We start from the raw sequence: 21,643 nt of genomic DNA, 5'->3' as shown, positions 1-21,643 counted from the left end.
CAGTGTTGCGGGTGCTATATTGCACCCGCAACATTAGTTTCAGCAGGGCAGGGGTGGCGGCATGACGTGTCATCTCGAGTAAATTTGCTAGCCGGTATGTGGCAGCGCCGCATTGCCGAATGTCAGACTACGCGCTATAATTCGGAAGTTTATCTAATTCAAACTTAGCCGTAGCGCATACCCACCATCCCTCATTCAACATGACCTCCAACACCGGGCGGCATCACCATGCCCTGGACAGTTGGATGTCGGTCTGACGTGGCGAAGCTACGGCAACTTTTTCGGGAGTTGCCCTTGCCGCCATTTTTTTCTGGCCCCTCCGTTCCAGCCATCCTGGCACTTGCTGACGGGACCATTTTCAAAGGATATTCCATCGGTGCCGTCGGTCATACGACGGGCGAAGTGGTGTTCAACACCGCGATCACCGGCTACCAGGAAATCCTGACCGATCCGAGCTATTCGCGCCAGATCGTCACGCTCACCTATCCGCACATCGGCAATTACGGCGTGAATACCGCCGACGTCGAAGCCGGCAAGGTCCACGCCGCCGGCCTGATCATCCGTGACCTGCCGCTGCTGGCCTCGAACTTCCGTTCGACCCAATCGCTGGGCGACTACCTCAAGCAAGAGAACGTGGTTGCCATCGCCGGCATCGATACCCGCAAGCTCACCCGCATCCTGCGCGAAAAAGGCGCCCAGGCCGGCGCGATCCTGACCGCCGCCCAGGGCGCCGAGCCGTCGCCAGCCCAGGCACTGGAACTGGCGCGCTCGTTCCCGGGCCTGGCCGGCATGGACCTGGCCAAGGTCGTGTCCGTGACCGCGCCCTACGAATTCACCGAGACCGAGTGGAAGCTGGGCGAAGGCTACGGCAAGCAGACGGACCCGAAATACCACGTGGTCGCCTTCGACTACGGCGTCAAGCGCAACATCCTGCGCATGCTGGCCGAACGCGGCTGCAAGGTGACAGTGCTGCCGGCGCAATCGACCGCCGCCGATGCACTGGCCCTGAACCCGGACGGCATCTTCCTGGCCAACGGCCCCGGCGACCCGGAGCCGTGCGACTACGCGATCAAGGCATCGCGCGAGCTGATCGAGAAGGGCATCCCGACCTTCGGCATCTGCCTCGGCCACCAGATCATGGCGCTGGCTTCCGGCGCCAGGACGATGAAGATGAAGTTCGGCCACCATGGCGCCAACCACCCGGTGCAGGACCTCGACAGCAAGAAGGTCTTGATCACCTCGCAGAACCACGGCTTCGCGGTCGACCCGGACACCTTGCCGGACAACTGCCGCGTGACCCACGTCTCGCTGTTCGACGGTTCGCTGCAGGGCTTTGCCCGCACCGACAAGCCGGCGTTCTGCTTCCAGGGCCACCCGGAAGCCTCGCCCGGCCCGACCGACGTCGCCTACCTGTTTGACCGCTTCATCGGCCTGATGCAAGCAGCGGAGAAAAAATAATATGCCAAAACGTAGTGATATCAAAAGCATCCTGATCATCGGCGCCGGCCCGATCGTCATCGGCCAGGCAGTCGAATTCGACTACTCCGGCGCCCAGGCCTGCAAGGCCCTGCGTGAAGAAGGCTACAAGGTCATCCTGGTCAACTCGAACCCGGCGACCATCATGACCGACCCGGAAACGGCGGACGTGACCTATATCGAGCCGATCACCTGGAAGGTCGTCGAGCGCATCATCGAGAAGGAGCGTCCGGATGCGATCCTGCCGACCATGGGCGGCCAGACCGCGCTGAACTGCGCGCTCGACCTGCACCGCCACGGCGTGCTGGACAAATACAAGGTCGAGCTGATCGGCGCGACCCCGGAAGCGATCGACAAGGCCGAGGATCGCGCCAAGTTCAAGGAAGCGATGACCAGGATCGGTCTCGGTTCGGCGCGTTCCGGCGTGGCGCACTCGATGGAAGAATCGTGGGCGGTGCAGCGCGAGCTGGGCTTCCCGACCATCATTCGTCCTTCGTTCACGATGGGCGGCAGTGGCGGCGGCATCGCCTATAACGAAGAAGAGTTCGAACAGATCTGCAAGCGCGGCCTCGAGGCTTCGCCGACCAATGAACTGTTGATCGAAGAATCGCTGCTCGGCTGGAAAGAGTACGAGATGGAAGTCGTTCGCGACAAGAACGACAACTGCATCATCATCTGCTCGATCGAAAACCTGGACCCGATGGGCGTGCACACCGGCGACTCGATCACCGTGGCGCCGGCGCAAACGCTGACCGACAAGGAATACCAGATCATGCGCAACGCGTCGATCGACGTGCTGCGCGAGATCGGCGTGGACACCGGCGGCTCGAACGTGCAGTTCTCGATCAATCCGAAAGACGGCCGCATGATCGTCATCGAGATGAACCCGCGCGTCTCGCGTTCGTCGGCGCTGGCATCGAAGGCGACCGGCTTCCCGATCGCCAAGGTCGCGGCCAAGCTGGCCGTCGGCTTCACGCTCGATGAACTGCGCAACGAGATCACCGGCGGCGCGACCCCGGCCTCGTTCGAGCCGTCGATCGACTACGTCGTCACCAAGATCCCGCGCTTCACGTTCGAGAAATTCCCGACCGCCGACAAGCACCTGACCACGCAGATGAAATCGGTCGGCGAAGTGATGGCGATGGGCCGCACCTTCCAGGAATCGTTCCAGAAAGCGCTGCGCGGCCTGGAAGTCGGCGTCGACGGCCTGAACGAGAAGACCCGCGACCGCGAAAAGATCGAGGAAGAGCTGGGCGAGCCTGGCCCGGACCGCATCTGGTATGTGGGCGACGCGTTTGCCCAGGGCTTTACCCTGGAAGAAGTGCACAACCTGACCAAGATCGATCCGTGGTTCCTGGTGCAGATCAAGGAGATCGTCGACATCGAGCTGTGGCTCGAGAAGCAGACCCTCGAGTCGCTCGACAAGGCCACCTTGTACAAGCTCAAGCAAAAGGGCTTCGCCGATCGTCGCCTGGCCTTCCTGCTGAAGGTCGAGCCGGCAGCCGTGCGTGCACGCCGCCATGAACTGGCCATCCGTCCGGTCTACAAGCGCGTCGACACCTGCGCCGCCGAATTCGCGACCAACACCGCCTATATGTACTCGACGTACGACGAAGAGTGCGAATCGAACCCGACCGACAAGAAGAAGATCATGGTGCTGGGCGGTGGCCCGAACCGTATCGGCCAGGGCATCGAGTTCGACTACTGCTGCGTCCACGCCGCCCTCGCGATGCGCGAAGACGGCTACGAGACCATCATGGTCAACTGCAATCCAGAGACCGTGTCGACCGACTACGATACCTCGGACCGCCTGTACTTCGAGTCGCTGACGCTGGAAGACGTGCTCGAGATCGTGGAGCTGGAAAAGCCGGTCGGCGTGATCGTGCAGTACGGCGGCCAGACCCCGCTCAAGCTCGCGCTGGACCTGGAAGCCAATGGCGTGCCGATCATCGGCACCTCGCCGGACATGATCGACGCCGCCGAAGACCGCGAGCGTTTCCAGCAACTGCTGCAAAAGCTGGACCTGCGCCAGCCGCCGAACCGCACCGCGCGCACCGAAGCCGACGCGCTGGCGCTGGCCGAAGAGATCGGCTACCCGCTGGTCGTGCGTCCATCGTATGTGCTCGGTGGCCGCGCGATGGAGATCGTGCACGAGCAGCGCGACCTCGAGCGCTATATGCGCGAAGCGGTCAAGGTCTCGCACGATTCGCCGGTGCTGCTCGACCGCTTCCTGAACGACGCCATCGAAGTCGACGTCGACTGCATCTCGGACGGACAAGCCACCTTCATCGGCGGTGTGATGGAGCACATCGAACAGGCCGGCGTGCACTCGGGCGACTCGGCCTGCTCGCTACCGCCGTACTCGCTGTCGCAAGCGACCATCGATGAACTCAAGCGCCAGACCTCGCTGATGGCCAAGGCCCTGAACGTGGTCGGCCTGATGAACGTGCAGTTCGCGATCAAGCAGTCGGAAGAAAACGGCCAAACGGTTGATACTGTTTATGTGCTCGAAGTGAACCCGCGCGCTTCGCGTACCGTGCCGTTCGTGTCGAAGGCGACCGGCCTGCAGCTGGCCAAGATCGCCGCGCGCTGCATGGTCGGCCAGACCCTCGAGCAGCAGGGCATCACCACCGAGGTCATCCCGCCGTTCTACAGCGTCAAGGAAGTGGTGTTCCCGTTCGTGAAGTTCCCGGGCGTCGACACCATCCTCGGACCGGAAATGAAATCGACCGGCGAAGTGATGGGCGTGGGCACCACCTTCGGCGAGGCTTTCGTCAAGTCGCAGCTGGCGGCTGGCGTCAAGCTGCCGAAGTCGGGCACCGTGTTCCTGTCGGTGAAGTCGTCCGACAAGCCGCGCACCGTGGCCGTGGCGCGCGACCTGGTGGCGCTGGGCTTCGACCTGGTGGCGACCAAGGGCACCGCGGCCGTGATCTCGGCCGCCGGCATCCCGGTGCGTTCGGTGAACAAGGTGCTGGAAGGCCGTCCGCACGTGGTCGACATGATCAAGAACCGCGAGATCGTGATGGTGGTGAACACGGTCGAGGAAAAGCGCAGCGCGATCAACGATTCGCGCGCGATCCGTACCTCGGCGCTGGCGGCGCATGTCGTCACCTACACCACGATCTTCGGCGCCGAGGCGGCGATCGAGGGCATGCGTCACATCGACGAACTGCGCGTGTACGATTTACAAGGCCTGCATAAAACCTTACACTAAGCACACGCAGTACCGGTAAAGCGTCGTACGTTTAAACCACAGAGCTCGCGCGGCCTTGGCCGCGTGCCTCTGTGGTTTTCGCTTTGAAGCACGCGGCGAGCGTGTCCGGTTACCCCCCGTAAAAACATCTAAAGCAGAGAACCATGAACACACCACTGACCAAATTCGGCGCAGAACTCCTGAAAGAAGAGCTGCACCAGCTCAAGACCAAGGAGCGCCGCATCGTGATCGACGCGATCGCCGAGGCGCGTTCGCATGGCGACCTGTCCGAAAACGCCGAGTACGACGCCGCCAAGGAGCGCCAGGCCTTCGTCGAAGGCCGCATCGCCGAACTGGAAGGCAAGCTCTCCACCGCCCAGGTCATCGATCCGTCCACCCTCGACGCCGAAGGCCGCGTGGTGTTCGGCGCCACCGTCGACCTCGAAGACCTGGAGTCGGGCCAGAAGGTCACTTACCAGATCGTCGGCATCGACGAGGCCGACCTCAAATTGAACAAGGTCTCGGTGACCTCGCCGATCGCGCGCGCGCTGATCGGCAAGTTTGCCGAAGACGTGGTCGAAGTGCAGGCGCCGTCGGGCCCGCGCGAATACGAAATCCTCGAAGTGCGTTACGTTTGATGGAGAGCGCGGCAGCCAGCAACAGGGCGGGGCGCTTGCCTGCGGCGCGGCTGCTGGTGGCCGCGCTGTGGGCCGGCACCCTGTGGGCGCTCGGCTATATCGCGGCGCCGGCGGCGTTCGGCGTCCTGGGCAGCGTGCAGGCCGGTGACCTGGTCGCGGTGCTGCTGACGCGCCAAGCCTGGTTGTCGATTGCCTGTGCGGTGGTGCTGCTGGTGCTGTTGCGGGTGTCGGCCGACCTGGCGCCGCAGCGGCGGCGGTTTCTCAACCTGCTGGTGCTGGCGATGCTGGCGTGTACGCTGGTGATCTTCGTCGGCCTGCAGCCGGCGATGGCGCAGCTGCGCGAGCTGGCGGGGCCGGGCGGGGTGAGGGCGTCCGAGTACTGGACGCAGTTCGCCGTGATGCATGGCGTGTCGCAGCTGTTCTATCTCGTGGAGAGCCTGCTGGGGGCGTGGTTGCTCATCCGCCTGCGCTAACCTTTATCGACGGTCCAAAAAAACGTCATCCCCGCGAAGGCGGGGATCCAAGTTTGCATGCAGGCCCGCGAGTTCAAATCGTGCGGCTGCTCGGAGGACTTGGATCCCCGCCTGCGCGGGGATGACGTGTTCAGGCGCAGGCGTCTGCGCCCTGTCGCTTACTTGTTCAGCGAATTTTTCTTGGAACTGGTCTGACGCGGCTTGGCGCGCTTGATGTTGCCGCCGGCGGTGACGCGCTCGTTCCCCTTCAGCATGACCTTGGTGACGCTCGGCTTCTTGGTGCCGCTGGCGCTGGCCTTGACGATGGTGACTTCGCGCATGCCCGGGCCCGATTTGCCGCTGCGCTCCTTGACCGCCTCTTTCTTGGGGCGGTACAGGACCAGCAGCTTGCCGATGTGCTGGACCTGGCCGGCGTCGAGGTCGGCGGCGATCTGGTCGTACATGGCGACGCGCGCTTCGCGGTCGTCGCCGAACACGCGCACCTTGATCAGGCCGTGGGCGTCGAGGCTGCCCGCGATCTCTTTCATGACGGATTCGGTAAGGCCGGCTTCGCCGATCATGACGACTGGATTGAGCCCGTGTGCTTCTGCGCGCAGGGCGCTGCGCTCGGCCGGTGTAAGTTTGATCATAACAATATTTTTTGATGTACCTATAAAAGCAGTATTCTACGCGAATGGCCAAGAACAAATTAAACAAAAACTGGTTGCACGACCACATTAACGACCCGTACGTCAAACTCGCGCAAAAGGAAGGCTTCCGCGCCCGCGCAGCCTACAAGCTCAAGGAGATCGACGAGGCCGAGAAGCTGATCAAGCCCGGCCAGGTGATCGTCGACCTCGGCTGCACCCCCGGCAGCTGGGCCCAGTACACGCGGCGCAAGCTGGCCGGCGCGGATGGCGGCGGCATCCACGGCACCATCATCGGCCTCGATATCCTGCCGATGGAGCCGGTCGCGGACGTGCAATATATCCAGGGCGACTTCCGCGAGGAAGAAGTGCTGGTGCAGCTCGACGAAGTCCTGTCCGGCCGCAAGGCCGACCTTGTGCTATCCGATATGGCGCCCAATTTATCGGGTATCGGCCATGCCGACGCGGCGCGCATGGAACATTTGATCGACCTGGCGATCGAATTCTCGCAACAGCATATGAAACCGGGCGGTGCGTTGTTGGTTAAATGTTTTAAAGATATGGGTTTTACACAGATCCTGGAAAAATTCCGGCTCGAGTTCAAGGTCGTCAAGCAAATCAAGCCCAAGGCGAGCCGCGATAAATCGTCCGAGATTTTCCTGCTCGGCCGTGGCCTGAAGAATCCGGCCGGCTGATATCCGCTTCCGGGGCAGAATTTCCCCTTGAAATCCCCACGCGCGCCCATACATCAGCCGCGTGATCCTCCCGACAGTTTGCAGGCATGTGCATGCAATCCGGCGGAAGGACGTAAAAAGATAGTATTTCGGCACTATTGCCTATGCTGCGTGGCGGCGTCGGCTTATTGCGAGTAAAATCGGAATACTGAAATCGGTAGAGATGCTTAGCATCGGAGGAGTGCTCGTGAATAATATGTTTTCCAAATCCGCCATCTGGGTGGTCGTCGCGCTGCTGTTGTTCATGCTGTTCAAGCAGTTCGACACCCATAGCGTCGCCGGCGGCAGCAAGACCATTGCTTATTCCGAGCTGCTCGATGAAATCAAGGAACGCCGCATCAAGGATGTGACGATCGAAGGCTCGAACATCACCGCCACCCGCAGCGACGATTCCAAGGTCCGCGCCACCGCGACCATCCTCGACCGCGGCCTGATCGGCGACCTGCGCGAAAACGGCGTGCGCTTCGACGTCAAGCCACCTGAAGAACCATCGTTCCTGCAGCAGGTGTTCATCTCCTGGTTCCCGATGCTGCTGCTGATCGGCGTGTGGGTGTTCTTCATGCGCCAGATGCAGGGCGGCGGCAAGGGCGGCGCTTTCTCCTTCGGCAAGTCGAAGGCGCGCATGCTCGACGAAACCAATAACACCGTCACCTTCGCCGACGTCGCCGGTTGCGACGAAGCGAAGGAAGAAGTCTCCGAGATCGTCGACTTCCTCAAGGACCCGACCAAGTTCCAGAAACTGGGCGGCCGCATTCCGCGCGGCGTGCTGATGGTCGGTCCTCCGGGCACCGGCAAGACGCTGCTGGCGCGCGCCATCGCCGGCGAAGCCAAGGTGCCGTTCTTCTCGATCTCGGGTTCCGACTTCGTCGAGATGTTCGTCGGCGTGGGTGCGTCCCGTGTCCGCGACATGTTCGAGAATGCCAAGAAGCATTCGCCTTGCATCATCTTCATCGACGAGATCGACGCGGTCGGCCGTCACCGCGGCGCCGGCATGGGCGGCGGCAACGACGAACGCGAACAGACCCTCAACCAGTTGCTGGTCGAGATGGACGGCTTCGAAGCCCAGTCGGGCGTGATCGTGATCGCCGCCACCAACCGCGCCGACGTGCTCGATAAGGCGCTGCTGCGTCCGGGCCGTTTCGACCGCCAGGTGATGGTGGGCCTGCCGGACATCCGCGGCCGCGAACAGATCCTGAACGTGCACATGCGTAAAGTGCCGATCGGCACTGACGTGAAAGCCGACATCCTGGCGCGCGGCACCCCGGGCTTCTCGGGCGCCGATCTCGCCAACCTGGTCAACGAGGCCGCGCTGTTCGCCGCGCGCCGCAGCAAGCGCCTGGTCGAGATGATCGATTTCGAAGACGCCAAGGACAAGATCTATATGGGTCCGGAGCGCAAGTCGATGGTCATGCGCGAGGAAGAGCGCCGCAACACGGCTTATCACGAGTCGGGCCACGCGGTGGTCGCCAAGCTGCTGCCGAAGGCCGATCCGGTGCACAAGGTCACGATCATGCCGCGCGGCTATGCCCTGGGCCTGACCTGGCAGCTGCCGGAACACGACAGCCTGTCCGGTTACAAGGACAAGATGCTCGAGGAAATCTCGATCCTGTTCGGTGGTCGTATCGCCGAAGAGATCTTTGTCGGCCAGATGTCGACCGGCGCCTCGAACGACTTCGCCCGCGCCACCAAGCTGGCGCGCTCGATGGTGACCCGCTTCGGCATGTCCGACAGCATGGGCGTGATGGTCTACGAAGACAGCGAGAACGATGGCTTCTTCGGCGGCGCCACCAAGACCATTTCGGAGGCAACCCAGCAGAAAGTCGACGCCGAGATCCGCGCCATCCTCGACACGCAGTACGCGCTGGCACGCCGCCTGCTGGAAGAGAACCGCGAAAAGGTCGAGATGATGACCAAGGCGCTGCTCGACTGGGAAACCATCGACTCCGAGCAGATCAACGACATCATGGCCGGCCGCGAACCGCGCCAGCCGAAGACGGTGCTGACCAAGCGCACGCCGCCAGGCGACAGCGGCTCGGGCGGCGTGGCGCCGAACGCCACCGCACCGGCCTGACGTTGTCTCCACCATCAAAGGCACCCGTCAGGGTGCCTTTTTTGTTTGCCTCGGCAAGCCTGCAACCTTTTTCCCTATGACCAAGAAACTGCAATGCGGCCACTTCAGCTTCGCGCTGGAGGGGCTGGACGCGACGCTGCCCGTCGTGATGGGCATCCTCAACATCACCCCGGATTCCTTTTCCGACGGCGGCCGCTACCAGGGCCTGGAATTCGCGCTGACCCATGCCGAAACCATGATCCGCGACGGCGCCACGATGATCGACATCGGCGGCGAATCGACGCGGCCCGGCTCGCCCGGCGTGCCGCTGGACGAAGAGTTGCGGCGCGTGATGCCGACCCTGTACGCGCTGCGCACGCTCGACGTCGCGTTGTCGGTCGACACCTGCAAGCCGGAAGTCATGCGCGAAGCGCTGATCGCCGGCGCCGACATGATCAACGACATCAATGCTTTCCGCGCGCTGGGCGCGATCGACGCCGTGCTGGATAGCGATTGCGGCCTGTGCGTGATGCATATGCAGGCCACGCCCGAGACCATGCAGCAGGCGCCGCAGTATGACGACGTGGTGGGGGAGGTGATCGGTTTCCTGCGCGAGCGCGTCGCCGCGATGACGGCGGCCGGCATCGAGCGCGACCGCATCTGCGTCGATCCGGGCTTTGGCTTCGGCAAGACCGTCGAACATAACTATGCGTTGCTGCGCGGCCTGGAACGCATGCGCGACGAACTGGGCTTGCCGGTGCTGGCCGGGATGTCGCGCAAGTCGATGATCGGCGCCGTCACCGGGCGTCCGGTCGAGCAGCGCGTGGCCGGCAGCATCGGCGCGGCATTGGCTGCGGTAGCGCATGGCGCTAGAATCGTGCGTGTGCATGATGTGGCAGAGACTGTCGACGCCCTCAAGGTGTGGCATGCCGCGATGCATCCATCCACGGTCGCATAATAAATCGTTTCAATAAGAGAAAAGAGAACTAGATGGCACGGAAATATTTCGGCACCGACGGTATTCGTGGCCTGGTGGGCACGGCGCCCATTACTCCTGATTTCGTGATGCGTCTCGGCTACGCCGCCGGCACGGTCCTGGCCAAGGGCCGCAAGTCGAGCAGCGGCCGTCCGGTCGTCCTGATCGGCAAGGACACCCGCATCTCGGGCTATATGCTCGAAGCGGCGCTGGAAGCGGGCCTGTCGGCCGCCGGCGTCGACTCAATGCTGGCCGGCCCGATGCCGACCCCGGCCATCGCCTACCTGACCCGCGCGCTGCGCCTGCAGGCCGGCGTCGTGATCTCGGCCTCGCACAATCCTTTCCAGGACAATGGCATCAAGTTCTTCTCGGAACACGGCACCAAATTGCCGGACGCCGTCGAGCTCGAGATCGAGGAAGCGATCGACCAGCCGATGGGCTGCGTCCCGTCCGACAAGCTGGGCCGCGCGACCCGCTTGCGCGACGCCCAGGGCCGCTACATCGAATTCTGCAAGAGCACCTTCCCGAACGAGCTCGACCTGCGCGGCCTGAAGATCGTGGTCGATAGCGCCCACGGCGCCGCCTACAATATCGCGCCGCACGTGTTCCATGAACTCGGCGCCGAAGTCATTTCCATCGGCGCACAGCCAGACGGTTTCAATATCAACGCCGGCTTCGGCGCCACCGCGCCCAAGGCCCTGTCCGAAGCAGTGGTGGCCAACAAGGCCGACCTCGGCATCGCGCTGGACGGCGACGCCGACCGCCTGATCATGGTCGACGCGACGGGACGCGTCTACAACGGCGACGAATTGCTGTATGTGATGGTGCGCGACCGCATGAGCACCGGCCCGGTGGCGGGCGCCGTCGGCACCCTGATGACGAATATGGCGCTCGAAGTGGCGTTCAAGCAGATGGGCATCGGCTTCGCGCGCGCCAAGGTCGGCGACCGCTATGTGCTCGAAGTCATGAAGGAGCGGGGCTGGCTGTTCGGCGGCGAAGGGTCGGGCCACCTGCTGGCGCTGGACAAGCACAGCACTGGCGACGGCATCGTGTCGGCGCTGCAAGTGCTGTCGGCCCTGGTACGCGGCAATAAATCGCTGGCCGAGTGCTGCAGCGAGCTGCAGCTGTTCCCGCAGACCCTGATCAACAAGAAGGTGAGCCCAGGCTTCGACTGGACCCTTGATTCTGCCCTGGTGGCCGAGAAGGAAGCGGTCGAGCGCGAGCTGGGCGACAATGGTCGCGTGTTGATCCGCGCTTCCGGCACCGAGCCCCTGATTCGCGTGATGGTCGAGGCGAAAGAGGCGGCCATGGCCGAAAGCATGGCGCGCCGCATCGCCGACAAGCTGGCTGCCTGAGCATTCGGCCGGCCCCGTGCAAACCGGGGCTGGCGCTTGGCGCCGCCATCGCTTATAATGTTTCTCACGGCGGAGTGTAGCGCAGCCCGGTAGCGCACCTGGTTTGGGACCAGGGGGTCCAAGGTTCGAATCCTTGTACTCCGACCACAGATTCATCGAGACAGGCCGTCCTAGACGGCCTGTTTTGTTTTGGTTGGCCTGTTTTGTTCTCAGCATCGCTACAAGAACCTGGCAGCTTTGGCCATATTGCAAGTATCGATGCTTGCGGTTTATAGTAGCGCCTCTTCCAGGACCGCCCTTAGCTCAGTTGGATAGAGCAACAGCCTTCTAAGCTGTGGGTCGGGGGTTCGATTCCCTCAGGGCGGGCCACTTCTCACTGGCCGACATCTCGTCCGCTCACGTCACGATGAATTCGTAACCGGCTTCCAGCGACCCGATCACCTTGAGCTGGTTTTCCGCGCTTTCGCTGAACGCGACCAGCAGGTCGGCCACGCCCAGCGTCTTGCTGTCGAGGGCATTCGTCCAGTGGGCAAAGCCCTGCGCATCCGGCGCGCGGTCGAGGACGTTCGCATACATGGCCCTCACGAGGTCGGCACTACTGGCCCCGGCCCCGTACAAGGCCTTGAATTCGGACGAGCCGGCGAAGGCATTCGCCGCCGTATGCAGGCTCATCCCTTCACCCATATGCCCGATCCAGAAGCCGAGGCCGACCTCGTCCGGCTTGCGGTCGAAGGCGGCCTGGTACAGGCGGTAGGCCTGGGCTGGAAAGCCCGTGGTTTCATAGGAAATATAGACGCCGTCCTCGAAGGACAGCCGTTCGACGTTGCGCAGGGTGTCCACGCCGTCCAGGCCCAGCAGGTCGGTGACCGTGATCGTGCCGTTGCGGACGTCGACGCGGTATTCGTCGCGGTAGCCTTCCAGCACGAAGGTATCCACACCGGCGCCGCCATCCACGAAGTCGTCCGAGCGCGTGCCATACAGCATGTCGTGACCGCCGCCGCCGACGATGGTATTGGTCGGCGGGTACACCGGCAGTCGGTCTTCGTACACGTTCAAACTGGCGTAGCTGTCGTAGTAGTCCTGGCTCCAGGATGCGTCGATGTAATACCAGCCCGTGTAGGGCGCGACAAAGTCGGCGTAGTCGTAGCCATAGTCGCCGCTGCCGTCGTCGCTGGCGATTTCGCGGCCGAGGTCGTCGTAGATGCGCAAATCGACGGGGTCGAAGTAGCTGCCGCTCTGGACCGTATATGCCATGCCGCGGGTGGCGTGGAAGACGAAGATGTCGTCCTGGCCGGCGTAGGGGTCGTACGTGCTATAGGACGCGGTCCGGCCGTAGTAATGTCCGAGTTCCGGGTCGTGCACCGGACGCAGGTCGAGACGCCAGGCCCAGTCCATCTCGGACGGCGTCAGGTTGTACCGGTGATCCTGGGTGGAGTAGCTGGCCATGATGGACCTCGCGCAATGTGAGGTCTTCATTGTATGGCTGGGCTACTCCGGCAATATATCGAAATGGTGTCGCTTTGTAACGGCGGCACGTCAATTTGCAAGCAGGTCTTTCAGCGATGCCGTCACATCACGCCGCCGGCCTCGACCGGCGCGTCGGCCCAGGCATGCATCGCGCGCCGCAGCAACCTGCGCTCGCGGTGGTCGATCACGCTGTCGGCGCGCACGATCTCCAGCATACCTTTCAGCACCGTTGCGCGCAGCGCCGTATCCTGCATCTCGCCCAGCAGGCGGTCGATCGTGACCGGTTCGATCTCGACCATGCCGCTTGCGTCGTCGGCGCTCGATGCCAGCAAGTCCTGGGTCAGTTCGCCCGCCGTATCGTCGAAGGTGTCCTCGCTCACCCCCAGCGCCACGAGCACGCCGCTGCGGTGCAGGCTCTTGAGTTCCTGCGGCGCGATGCGGCCGTCGACGATCATGGCCAGCGCCAGCAGGCGGCACATGGCTTTTGGACTGTTGGTCGGGTAATTCCTCATTGCTTCCTCTCGCTTCTAAAAAGAACTGGAGCGATCAATATACGGCGCACGTATTCGAAAGTAAAATCGAATAATCTTTCGAAATCATCCTGTTTTTTGGTGGTGTTAAATGATCAACTACAAGCACCTGCAATATTTCCATGCCGTGGCGACGGCGGGCAGCGTGGCGCGCGCGGCAGAGCAATTGCACGTGTCGCCGCAGGCGATCAGCACCCAGCTGCAGGTATTGGAAGACCAGCTCGGCGAGGAATTGCTGCGCAAGAAAGGACGGGGGCTGGAGCTGACCGAGGCCGGGAAGACGGTGCTGCGCTATGCCGACCAGATCTTCAGCCTTGGCAACGAGCTGGAGCAAGCGGTGCGGCGCGGCGTGTTCACCGAGACCGAGACCCTGCGCGTCGGCCTGTGCGACGTGATCGCCAAGACCATGGCCTTCCGCCTGCTGCAGCCGGCGCGCGACGCCGGCCTGGCCATGCACCTGGTGTGCAGGGAAGGGCGCTTCGCCGACCTGATGGAAGACCTGAGCGCGCACCGGCTCGACCTCTTGATCTCGGACCAGGGCCTGCCGCCCGGTGGCGCGGTGCGCGGCCATAGCCACCTGCTCGGCTCGAGCACGGTGACGGTGCTCGCCCATCCGGATGTGTCCCAGCGCTGGGCCGGCGCTTTCCCGCAACGCCTGAAGGGGGCGCCATTCCTGATGCCGGGCGAAGGTGCGGCCCTGCATAGCCGGCTCAAGGCCTGGCTCGAGGCGCATGGCTTGCGTGCCATCGTCGTCGGCGAGTTCGACGACGGCGCCTTGCTCGGCGCATTCGCCGGCGCCGGCGCCGGCTTCATGGCGGCGCCCACCGTGCTGGCGGACGCGCTGTGCGCCCAATATGGATTGGAGCAGGTGGGGGTGATCGATGCAATCGTCGAGCAGATCTATGCGGTGACGGTCGAGCGGCGCGTGCATCATCCGGCGCTGCGGCGCATCCTGGAGCGGGCGGCGACGGCCTTCGGCGCACAAGGCGCCCCATGAGTTTCAGATGCGGTCGCTTTCCTTGCGCACTACCCGGCCGATGACGAGGCATTCGCCGCCCTGGCAACGCTTGCGGTGGTATTTGCGCTGGTCGGGATTGTCGGACGTGAGCCACCAATGGCCGGCATCGCGCGCCAGGCGCTTGACCACGGCTTCGCCCTCGTAGTTGAAGGCGTACACCGCGCCATCGACCAATTTGGTGTCGAGCGTGTTGATGACCACGATGTCGCCCGCATACAGCGAAGGCTCCATGCTCTCGCCCTTGACGTAGATGGCGATCAGGTGCGACGGGCTGTATTGGTTGCGCTCGAGCCAGGTACGGCGCATGCCGAGCGTGCCGCCATCGCGCCGTTCCGGCTCGGTCTGGTAGCCGGTGAGGCCGGCGGACAACCGCAGCTTGACCATCGGGATCTGGACGAAGCCATCGTCTTCGCCCTCGGCCGCCACCACCCGCAAGGCGTTGGCGACGTTACCGGGAAGCGCCGCATCGTCGGTCGGCGCACCCGACATCGGCGCCAGGATCTCTGGTGGCAGGCGCCTGCCCGTCACCCGCGAGATGGCCAGCAGCTGCTTGAGGTTGGGGCTGTGCTTCTCGTTTTCCCAGTGCGAGATATTGGCCTTGGTATTGCCGCGTTCGGTGCCGAGTTCGAGGGCCAGCCGCGCGCCGAGCGCCGTACCGGACAGGCCGGCGGCGGTGCGCGCTTCTCTTACCCAGCCAGCAATCATCGTTTGAAGATCCATATGCGCATGGTATAGGAAAACTATACGACATAGTATAGTTTTTATTTACTGATGTGGTATAGTTTTCCTATACTTTCATCAACCGCGTTGATGTGGCGCAGGCATCTCCATTCTTGCGCCGCGCCAGGCGACGCCAGAGGAGACACGATGTTCATCGACACATACCTGCGCCTGCTCGGCGCCGACCCGGCCGCATCGCTGACGCTGTCCGACCTCGGCATCCTGGTCGGCATCCTGACCGGATTGTTGAGCGCGCTCGTCAACCTGGTCTATACCTGGCGCAAGGACCGGCGCGAACAGCGTGCCAGCGACGCCGCATGGATCCGCGAGCAAAAGGAAGCATCCGGCGACGACGCCCATCGGCCGGGCCGGCCGCCTGTAGAATGACGGTTCCGCATTGACATCGATTGCCTCATTCATGGTTTTCCTTACCGTCCCTTACGCCGAGAAAGACGCCGCCAAGGCGCTCGGCGCCCGCTGGAACCCGACTCGCCGCCGCTGGTACGTGCCGGACGGGGTCGCCACCGAGCCGTTCGCCAAGTGGCTGGACGGCGCGCCGGATGCGGCTGCCCCGACTGCGAAGCCGGGGCGGGTCGACAGCTACCAGGGCAAGACCGTGGTCGGCCTGAACTACGTCGAGCTGGCGCATGACTGCGACCCGATGCAGGCCTGCCCGCACTGCACGCAGCAACTGGCAGGTACGCCCTGGGCCCAGGCGCAGGCCGGCCTGAGAGCGCTGGTCGGCAGCATGGCCGGCACCTCGAACAAATAAGAGCCTATCCCGGCGCTGGCCGGATTTGAATCGTGCGCGCCTCGCATTACTGCTGAGTAAACGCTAAGATGCCAGCTTGACAATATTGTTCAAGCGATGACATGACCCAAGCGAGCGCTGGCAGGCGACCACCCGAGCGGGCACGCAGCGACCGGCGCCTGGGTGTGGGCATCGCCATCTCGGTGCTGTTGCACGGGCTGCTGCTGTCGCTGCAGTTCGGCGTGCCAGGCCTCGACCTGGGCGGCGGGGGACCGATCAGCGTCACCCTGGCGCCGTCGTCCCCGCCAGCGCCTTCGTTGCCTTTGCCCGACACGCCGCCGGCGCCCGTGCCGGCGCCGGCACCGCCAATACCGGCGCCGCCGCCACCAACGGTCGCTTCGCGCGGCATGCGACTGGTCGATTTGCCGCCGCCGCCGGCGCCGGTCGCGCAGGCTGACGCGCGTCCGCCAGCGCAGGCGCGGCGACCAAAACGCGCCAGGCCGCCCGCGCCCAGGCCCAGGCTGCGCGAGGTGCCGGCGCCGGTCATCGCTGCCGCGCCGGATCCGGAATCCGAATTCACCATGCCCGTGCCGTTGCCCGACATCGTTCCCGAGCCGGTCGCCGAGACGCCTGCGCCGGTCGAGGCCATGGCAAGCGAGCCGGCGGTCGAACCGGTCGAACCGGTCGAGCTGGCGGACGCCGATCCTGACCCCGTGCCCGAACTCCAGCCCGAACTCGAGCCCGATCTCGTGGCGCAACAGGAGCGAGCGGCGGAAGAAGAAAGTCGGCGCCAGGCGGCCGAACAGGAGCTGGAACAGGAACGGCTGGCCCAGGCCGAGCGGGACGCCGCCGAGCGCCTGGCGCAGGAACGGCTGGATCGGGAACGACTCGACCAGGAGCGCCTGGCGCAGGAACAGGCGGCCGTGGAGGCGGCGCGGATCGCGCAGCAGCGCGAGGCAGAACGCCTGCTGCGCGAGGAACAGGCCGTGCGCGCGCAGGCAGAACTGCTGCGCCAGCGCGCCGGGCAGGAGGCCTTGCGGGTGGCGCAGGAGCAGGCGCAGCAGCAGAAACTGGAGCAGGCGCAGCAGCAGAAACTGGAGCAGGAGCGGGAGCGCGCGCGGCAGCTGGCGGAACAGCTGGCGCGACAGCAGGCGCAGCAGTTGGCCGAGCAGCAGGCCCGGCAGCTGGCCGAGCAGCAGGCCAGGCAGCAGGCCGAGCAGCAGGCCGCACAGCAGGCACGCGCCGCCGCCGAACGGCTGGCCCGCGCGCAGGCCGAGGAAGCCGCGCGCCAGGCCGCTGCGCAGCGCATGCAGGCCCATGCGCCCGTCCCTGGCGCCGGCATGGAGTCGATGCCCGTGGGCCCGGGGGCAGGGCTCGGGCGCGGCGCCGGCAGCGGTGCCGGCAGCCAGCCAGGCGCCGGATCGCTGGCCGGCCTGCCCGGCAACCGCGCGCGCGAATTGCTGCGCGGCGTGACCATCCCCAATGTGGCGGCGCCTGCCACGTCGGCCGAGCGCGCCATGGGCGGACGCCGGGTCGTGGCCGACGGCGGCGAGCGCGACGCGCCCCTGCGCCTGTACGTCGACAGCGTGCGCCAGAAGCTCGAGCGCAATGCGGTGATGGGCGGCGGCCGCCTGGCAGTACAGGACGTGCGTATCGATCCGCTGGTCAGCCTGTCGCTGCGCAGCGACGGCAGCGTCGACGAGGTCACCATCGTCCGTTCCAGCGGCCGCGCCGACACGGACGATGCAGTGCGCCGCTTCGTGCAGCTGAATGCGCGCTATGCCGCGTTTCCGCCGAATGTCGCGGCGCGTTTCGACATCATCGAGATCCGCCGCATCTGGCGCTTCACCGATGGACTCAAGCTGATCGAAGAGATGCGCTGAGCGATGTGTGCGAATGCCGCCACGCGGTCGCGGCGCGCGCCGGCACCGGCCGACGCCGTGTCCGCCGTCGCCGTTGGCGTTTGATGCGCTGCAAAGCCAAGCCCGATGGACGCCGTACTCTGGACTGAAACGTCCAACTACTGCGACTATTTTTGATAGGCAACAATCATGGCTTGGATTTGTTCAGTTGCAATTAGGGATTTACCGCGCTTCGCCGCCAGTTCCGCCACCTTCGTCGCCGGTTTCATCGCGACCTTCGTTGGCCCACTGGTATGCCTCCTGGCCCTGTCCGCGTGTGCGACCGGCATCGGCTTCGGCGAGGCGGCGCGTTCGGGCGGACCGGATGCGGCGGCGCCGCCGCCGCCGCCCACCGAGCTCATCACCGAAACCCTGATCGAGACCGAACGCGCGGCCCTCGCCGGCGTGGCGCGGCAAGACCTGACGCCGCTGTTCGTATCCCAGCCGCCGCCGTATACGATCGGCCGCGGCGACATCCTGTCGGTCGTCGTCTGGGACCACCCCGAACTCGCCGCCGGCGGCATGACCATGGCCACCTCGGCCGCCGACAGCGGCGTCGTCCAGCCCAACGCGACGCCGCCCGGTTTCGCGGTTGACCACCTGGGCCGCATCCAGTTTCCCCTGATCGGCCTGCTCGCCATCGAGGGCAAGACCGAGGAAGAAGCGCGTGCACTGCTCACCGGCAAACTGGCGCGGTATATCGCCAATCCGAACGTCACCCTGCGCGTGCAGGCCTACCGCAGCCGCCGCGTGTACGTCGACGGCGAGGTGCGCACGCCCGGCCTGCAGGCGATCGACGATATCCCGATGACCCTGGTCGAGGCGCTCAACCGCGCCGGCGGCATGCAGCCGAACGCGGACCAGAGCCGCATCGTGATCGAGCGCGGTGACGCGCGCTACCACCTCAACCTGCGCGAACTAGTGCAGAAGGGCATCAACCCCGGCACGATCCTGCTGGCGCACGGTGACCTCGTGCGGGTGCACTCGCGCGACGAAAGCAAGGTCTTCGTGTCGGGCGAGGTGCTCACGCCGAAGGCGCTCACCATGCACGACGGCCGGCTCACGCTCAACGAGGCGCTGGGCGAAACGGGCGGCATCAGCCCCTTGAGCGGCGATGCGCGCCAGGTGTATGTGGTGCGCAAGACACCGGAGCGCACCCGCGTGTTCCGGCTCGACGCGCGCGATTCCGGCGCGCTGGCGATGGCCGAGACCTTCGAGCTGCGGCCCAAGGACGTGGTGTATGTGGCCGCCTCGCTGGCGAACTGGAACCGGCACCTGAGCCTGTTGTTCCCCGGCGCGTTGACGAATGCCGTCGGCGTCACCAACAGGCCCTGATCAGCCTTCAGCAGCCATATCAAGCAGCCTTGAGCGGTCCCAAGCGGCCTCGCGTGGCCTTGCGTGGCCCCGAGCGGCCCGAGCAGTCCAGAGGAGTCTCCATCATGACCAGCCCGCACGATGCGCATTCGCTCAAGCAAGTCTCACACAGCCCGCCGGTGCTGTCGGTGCCGTTCGACCCGCGTCCGCCCGAGCCCCTGCCCGAAGAACCCACGGTCGACCTGAAGGGCTATCTCAACACGCTGTACGACAGCCGCTGGCTGATCGGCAGCATCACGGCGATCATCACGATCGTCGCCGTGCTGTATGCGCTGGTGGCCAATCCGGTCTACGAGGCGAACCTGATGATCCACGTCGAGGAAGAAAGCCCCAACGCCTCGAAGAACATCCTGAGCGAGGCGTCCTCGCTGTTCGAGACCAAGAAGGCCGCGATCGCCGAGATGGAATTGCTGCGTTCGCGCATGGTCGTCTCGCGCGCGGTCGACAACCTGCAACTGTACGTCGAGGTGCAACCCAAGTATTTCCCGGTGCTGGGCTCCTGGTTCGCCAACCAGAACGGCGGCGCACTGTCGCGGCCGGGCCTGTTCGGCTATGGCGGCTTCGTCTGGGGCGGCGAGCGCGCCGCGGTATCGGTGTTCGAGGTGCCCGACAGTTGGCTCAACCGCGAATTCGTCCTGACCGCGCGCGCCAACAACCGCTACCGCTTTTCCGGCGGCGGCCAGCGCATCGCCTTCGATGCCAGCGTCGGCCAGCGCTACCGGGTGCAGACGCCGGACGGGCTGGTCGAGATCAAGGTCGACCGCATGGTGGCCAACCCCGGGGCGCGCTTCAGGATCAAGCGCAAGTCGCGCCTGGGCACGATCCAGGGCATCCAGCGTTCGATGGTGATCACGGAGCAGGGCAAGCAGTCGGGCGTGATCGAAGTCAAGCTCCAGGGCCAGGACGCCGACCGCATCAATGGCCTGCTGAGCGAGATCGGGCGCGAATACATGCGCCAGAACCTGGCGCGCAAGACCGAGGAGGCCGAGAAGTCGCTGGCCTTCCTCAACCAGCAGTTGCCGATCCTGAAGCGCCAGCTCGAGCAATCCGAAGACCGCTACAACCAGTTCCGCAACGCCCACGGCACGGTCGACCTGCGCGAAGAAGCGCGCATGAGCCTGGCGCAGGCGGCGGCCGCGCGCGCGCGCCGCATGGAGCTGATGCAGAAAAAGACCGAGTTGCTGGCCCGCTTCACCGAAGACCATCCGGTGGTCGCCGCGGTCAATCGCCAGCGGCGCGAAGTCGATACCGAGATCGAGGCGATCGCCGCCCGCATCCGCACGCTGCCGGTGATGGAGCAGGACGAGGCGCGGCTGACGCGCGACATCAAGGTCAACACCGACCTGTACACCGCGCTGTCGAACACGGCCCAGCAGCTGCGCCTGATCTCGGTCGGCCGGGTCAGCAATGTGCGGCTGGTCGATGCGCCGATCGAGCCCGAGCGGCCGATCAAGCCGAACCAGCCGCTGATCGTCGCGCTGGCGGTGGTCACCGGGCTATTCCTCGGCACCCTGATCGCCTTTGCCCGCAAGGCCATGCGCGGCGGGATCGACGACCCGGCGAAGATCGAGCGCCTGCTGCGGGCGCGGGTCGTGTATGCCTCCATTCCCCACAGCGGCAACGAGGACAAGCTGATGCGCAAGGTCAAGCCGGACGGCGGCTTGCCGCTGCTGGCCCAGATCCTGCCCGAAGACCCCGCCGTCGAGAGCCTGCGCAGCTTCCGCGCCGCCCTGCGTTTCTCGATGCCGCACTTCAAGAACAACGTCGTCATGATTGCCGGGCCCACGCGCGGCCTGGGTAAATCCTTCGTCACCGCCAACTTCGCGGCGGTGATGGCGGCCAGCGGCATGCGCGTGCTGCTGATCGACGCCGACCTGCGCAATGGCCACCTGCACCGCTACTTTGGCATCGACCGGGCGCGCGGCCTGTCGCGGGCCATCGCCGGCGCGATGCCGGTCGACGAGGTCATCCACCGCAGCGTGCTGGACAACCTCGACTTCATCCCGACCGGAGAGTTGCCGACCAACCGTTCCGAATTCCTGCTGCAGCTTAACCTGGGCAACCTGCTCGAACTGGTCAGCGGCCGCTACGACCTGGTGCTGCTCGACCCGCCGCCCTTGCTGTCGGTCGCCGATGCGCTCATCATCGGCGCGCACGCCGGCGCCGTATTCATCGTGGCCCGCTCCGGTGTGACGACCGAAAACCACATCAACGAGTCGATCAAGCGGCTCAACCATGCCGGCATTTCGCCGCGCGGGGTGCTGTTCAATGACATGGCCTTGCGCCTCGGCGAATACCGCTCCCAGTACGGGACGGCGCAGCTGGGCTACGCGGCCTGAACCGCGCTGCAGCCATCACCTG

General features: G+C 64.8%; 18 protein-coding genes and 2 tRNA genes. 16 read left to right on the top strand and 4 right to left on the bottom strand.

The annotated features are described in order from the left end of the window. The first annotated feature begins 294 nt into the window (after window positions 1-294). The 4 genes from carA (at window position 295) to Q9246_RS20795 (ending at window position 5,780) form a co-directional block, all read left to right on the top strand. Entirely contained in the window at window positions 295-1,458 is a 1,164-nt protein-coding gene (gene carA, locus Q9246_RS20810; protein ID WP_306392703.1) for a glutamine-hydrolyzing carbamoyl-phosphate synthase small subunit, read from the top strand. A 1-nt stretch (window position 1,459) separates the two neighbouring features. After that, a complete protein-coding gene (carB, locus tag Q9246_RS20805; protein WP_306392701.1) occupies window positions 1,460-4,690 on the top strand; it encodes a carbamoyl-phosphate synthase large subunit in 3,231 nt (1,076 codons plus the stop codon). Between the two features lie 143 nt (window positions 4,691-4,833). Continuing rightward, entirely contained in the window at window positions 4,834-5,307 is a 474-nt protein-coding gene (gene greA / locus Q9246_RS20800; RefSeq protein WP_306392700.1) for a transcription elongation factor GreA, read from the top strand. Window positions 5,308-5,342: 35 nt separating this feature from the next. Next, window positions 5,343-5,780, top strand: coding sequence for a DUF4149 domain-containing protein (locus tag Q9246_RS20795; protein ID WP_306392698.1), 438 nt, complete (start codon window positions 5,343-5,345; stop codon window positions 5,778-5,780). A gap of 158 nt (window positions 5,781-5,938) precedes the next feature. Here the strand turns inward: Q9246_RS20795 and yhbY are convergent, their stop codons facing one another. Next, window positions 5,939-6,409, bottom strand: coding sequence for a ribosome assembly RNA-binding protein YhbY (gene yhbY / locus Q9246_RS20790; protein ID WP_306392696.1), 471 nt, complete (start codon window positions 6,407-6,409; stop codon window positions 5,939-5,941). A 44-nt stretch (window positions 6,410-6,453) separates the two neighbouring features. On the opposite strand from yhbY, the gene Q9246_RS20785 reads away from it, so the two are divergent. The 6 genes from Q9246_RS20785 (at window position 6,454) to Q9246_RS20760 (ending at window position 11,890) form a co-directional block, all read left to right on the top strand. Then, complete coding sequence (locus Q9246_RS20785) at window positions 6,454-7,101, top strand: RlmE family RNA methyltransferase (protein ID WP_306392694.1); 648 nt, start codon at window positions 6,454-6,456, stop codon at window positions 7,099-7,101. 226 nt (window positions 7,102-7,327) lie between these two features. Further along, a complete protein-coding gene (gene ftsH / locus Q9246_RS20780) occupies window positions 7,328-9,211 on the top strand; it encodes an ATP-dependent zinc metalloprotease FtsH (protein WP_306392693.1) in 1,884 nt (627 codons plus the stop codon). Between the two features lie 76 nt (window positions 9,212-9,287). Continuing rightward, the gene (gene folP, locus Q9246_RS20775; protein WP_306392691.1) at window positions 9,288-10,148 is read left to right on the top strand and encodes a dihydropteroate synthase; all 861 of its coding nucleotides are present in this window, start codon (window positions 9,288-9,290) and stop codon (window positions 10,146-10,148) included. Between the two features lie 32 nt (window positions 10,149-10,180). Then, window positions 10,181-11,521, top strand: coding sequence for a phosphoglucosamine mutase (gene glmM / locus Q9246_RS20770; protein ID WP_306392690.1), 1,341 nt, complete (start codon window positions 10,181-10,183; stop codon window positions 11,519-11,521). Between the two features lie 70 nt (window positions 11,522-11,591). Then, a tRNA-Pro gene (locus Q9246_RS20765) sits at window positions 11,592-11,668 on the top strand. A 145-nt stretch (window positions 11,669-11,813) separates the two neighbouring features. Continuing rightward, a tRNA-Arg gene (locus Q9246_RS20760) sits at window positions 11,814-11,890 on the top strand. 27 nt (window positions 11,891-11,917) lie between these two features. Here Q9246_RS20760 and Q9246_RS20755 read toward each other — a convergent pair. Then, window positions 11,918-12,967: a DUF4214 domain-containing protein gene (locus Q9246_RS20755; protein ID WP_306392688.1), complete on the bottom strand. Its 1,050-nt coding sequence runs from the start codon at window positions 12,965-12,967 to the stop codon at window positions 11,918-11,920. A 122-nt stretch (window positions 12,968-13,089) separates the two neighbouring features. Beyond that, a complete protein-coding gene (locus Q9246_RS20750) occupies window positions 13,090-13,500 on the bottom strand; it encodes a tellurite resistance TerB family protein (protein ID WP_306392686.1) in 411 nt (136 codons plus the stop codon). Window positions 13,501-13,609: 109 nt separating this feature from the next. On the opposite strand from Q9246_RS20750, the gene Q9246_RS20745 reads away from it, so the two are divergent. After that, window positions 13,610-14,515, top strand: a complete 906-nt coding sequence (locus Q9246_RS20745) for a LysR family transcriptional regulator (RefSeq protein ID WP_306392684.1) — start codon at window positions 13,610-13,612, stop codon at window positions 14,513-14,515. 3 nt (window positions 14,516-14,518) lie between these two features. Here the strand turns inward: Q9246_RS20745 and Q9246_RS20740 are convergent, their stop codons facing one another. Next, window positions 14,519-15,241 (bottom strand): S24 family peptidase, encoded by a 723-nt coding sequence (locus tag Q9246_RS20740; protein ID WP_306392683.1) that lies wholly within the window; start codon window positions 15,239-15,241, stop codon window positions 14,519-14,521. Between the two features lie 162 nt (window positions 15,242-15,403). Between Q9246_RS20740 and Q9246_RS20735 the strand changes: the two genes are divergently transcribed. The 5 genes from Q9246_RS20735 to Q9246_RS20715 all read left to right on the top strand — a co-directional run bounded on the left by Q9246_RS20735 (window position 15,404) and on the right by Q9246_RS20715 (window position 21,621). Continuing rightward, complete coding sequence (locus Q9246_RS20735) at window positions 15,404-15,643, top strand: hypothetical protein (RefSeq protein WP_306392681.1); 240 nt, start codon at window positions 15,404-15,406, stop codon at window positions 15,641-15,643. Window positions 15,644-15,674: 31 nt separating this feature from the next. Further along, complete coding sequence (locus Q9246_RS20730) at window positions 15,675-16,028, top strand: DUF5710 domain-containing protein (RefSeq protein ID WP_306392680.1); 354 nt, start codon at window positions 15,675-15,677, stop codon at window positions 16,026-16,028. Between the two features lie 101 nt (window positions 16,029-16,129). Then, complete coding sequence (locus Q9246_RS20725) at window positions 16,130-17,890, top strand: energy transducer TonB (RefSeq protein ID WP_306392679.1); 1,761 nt, start codon at window positions 16,130-16,132, stop codon at window positions 17,888-17,890. 168 nt (window positions 17,891-18,058) lie between these two features. Further along, window positions 18,059-19,243, top strand: coding sequence for a polysaccharide biosynthesis/export family protein (locus Q9246_RS20720; RefSeq protein ID WP_306392677.1), 1,185 nt, complete (start codon window positions 18,059-18,061; stop codon window positions 19,241-19,243). Window positions 19,244-19,347: 104 nt separating this feature from the next. Further along, the gene (locus tag Q9246_RS20715) at window positions 19,348-21,621 is read left to right on the top strand and encodes a polysaccharide biosynthesis tyrosine autokinase (RefSeq protein WP_306392674.1); all 2,274 of its coding nucleotides are present in this window, start codon (window positions 19,348-19,350) and stop codon (window positions 21,619-21,621) included. Window positions 21,622-21,643 lie beyond the last annotated feature (22 nt).

This window comes from Telluria beijingensis (assembly GCF_030770395.1).
GTDB classification, from domain to species: domain Bacteria; phylum Pseudomonadota; class Gammaproteobacteria; order Burkholderiales; family Burkholderiaceae_D; genus Telluria; species Telluria beijingensis.
This window is presented reverse-complemented; position numbering and strand designations above follow the sequence as displayed.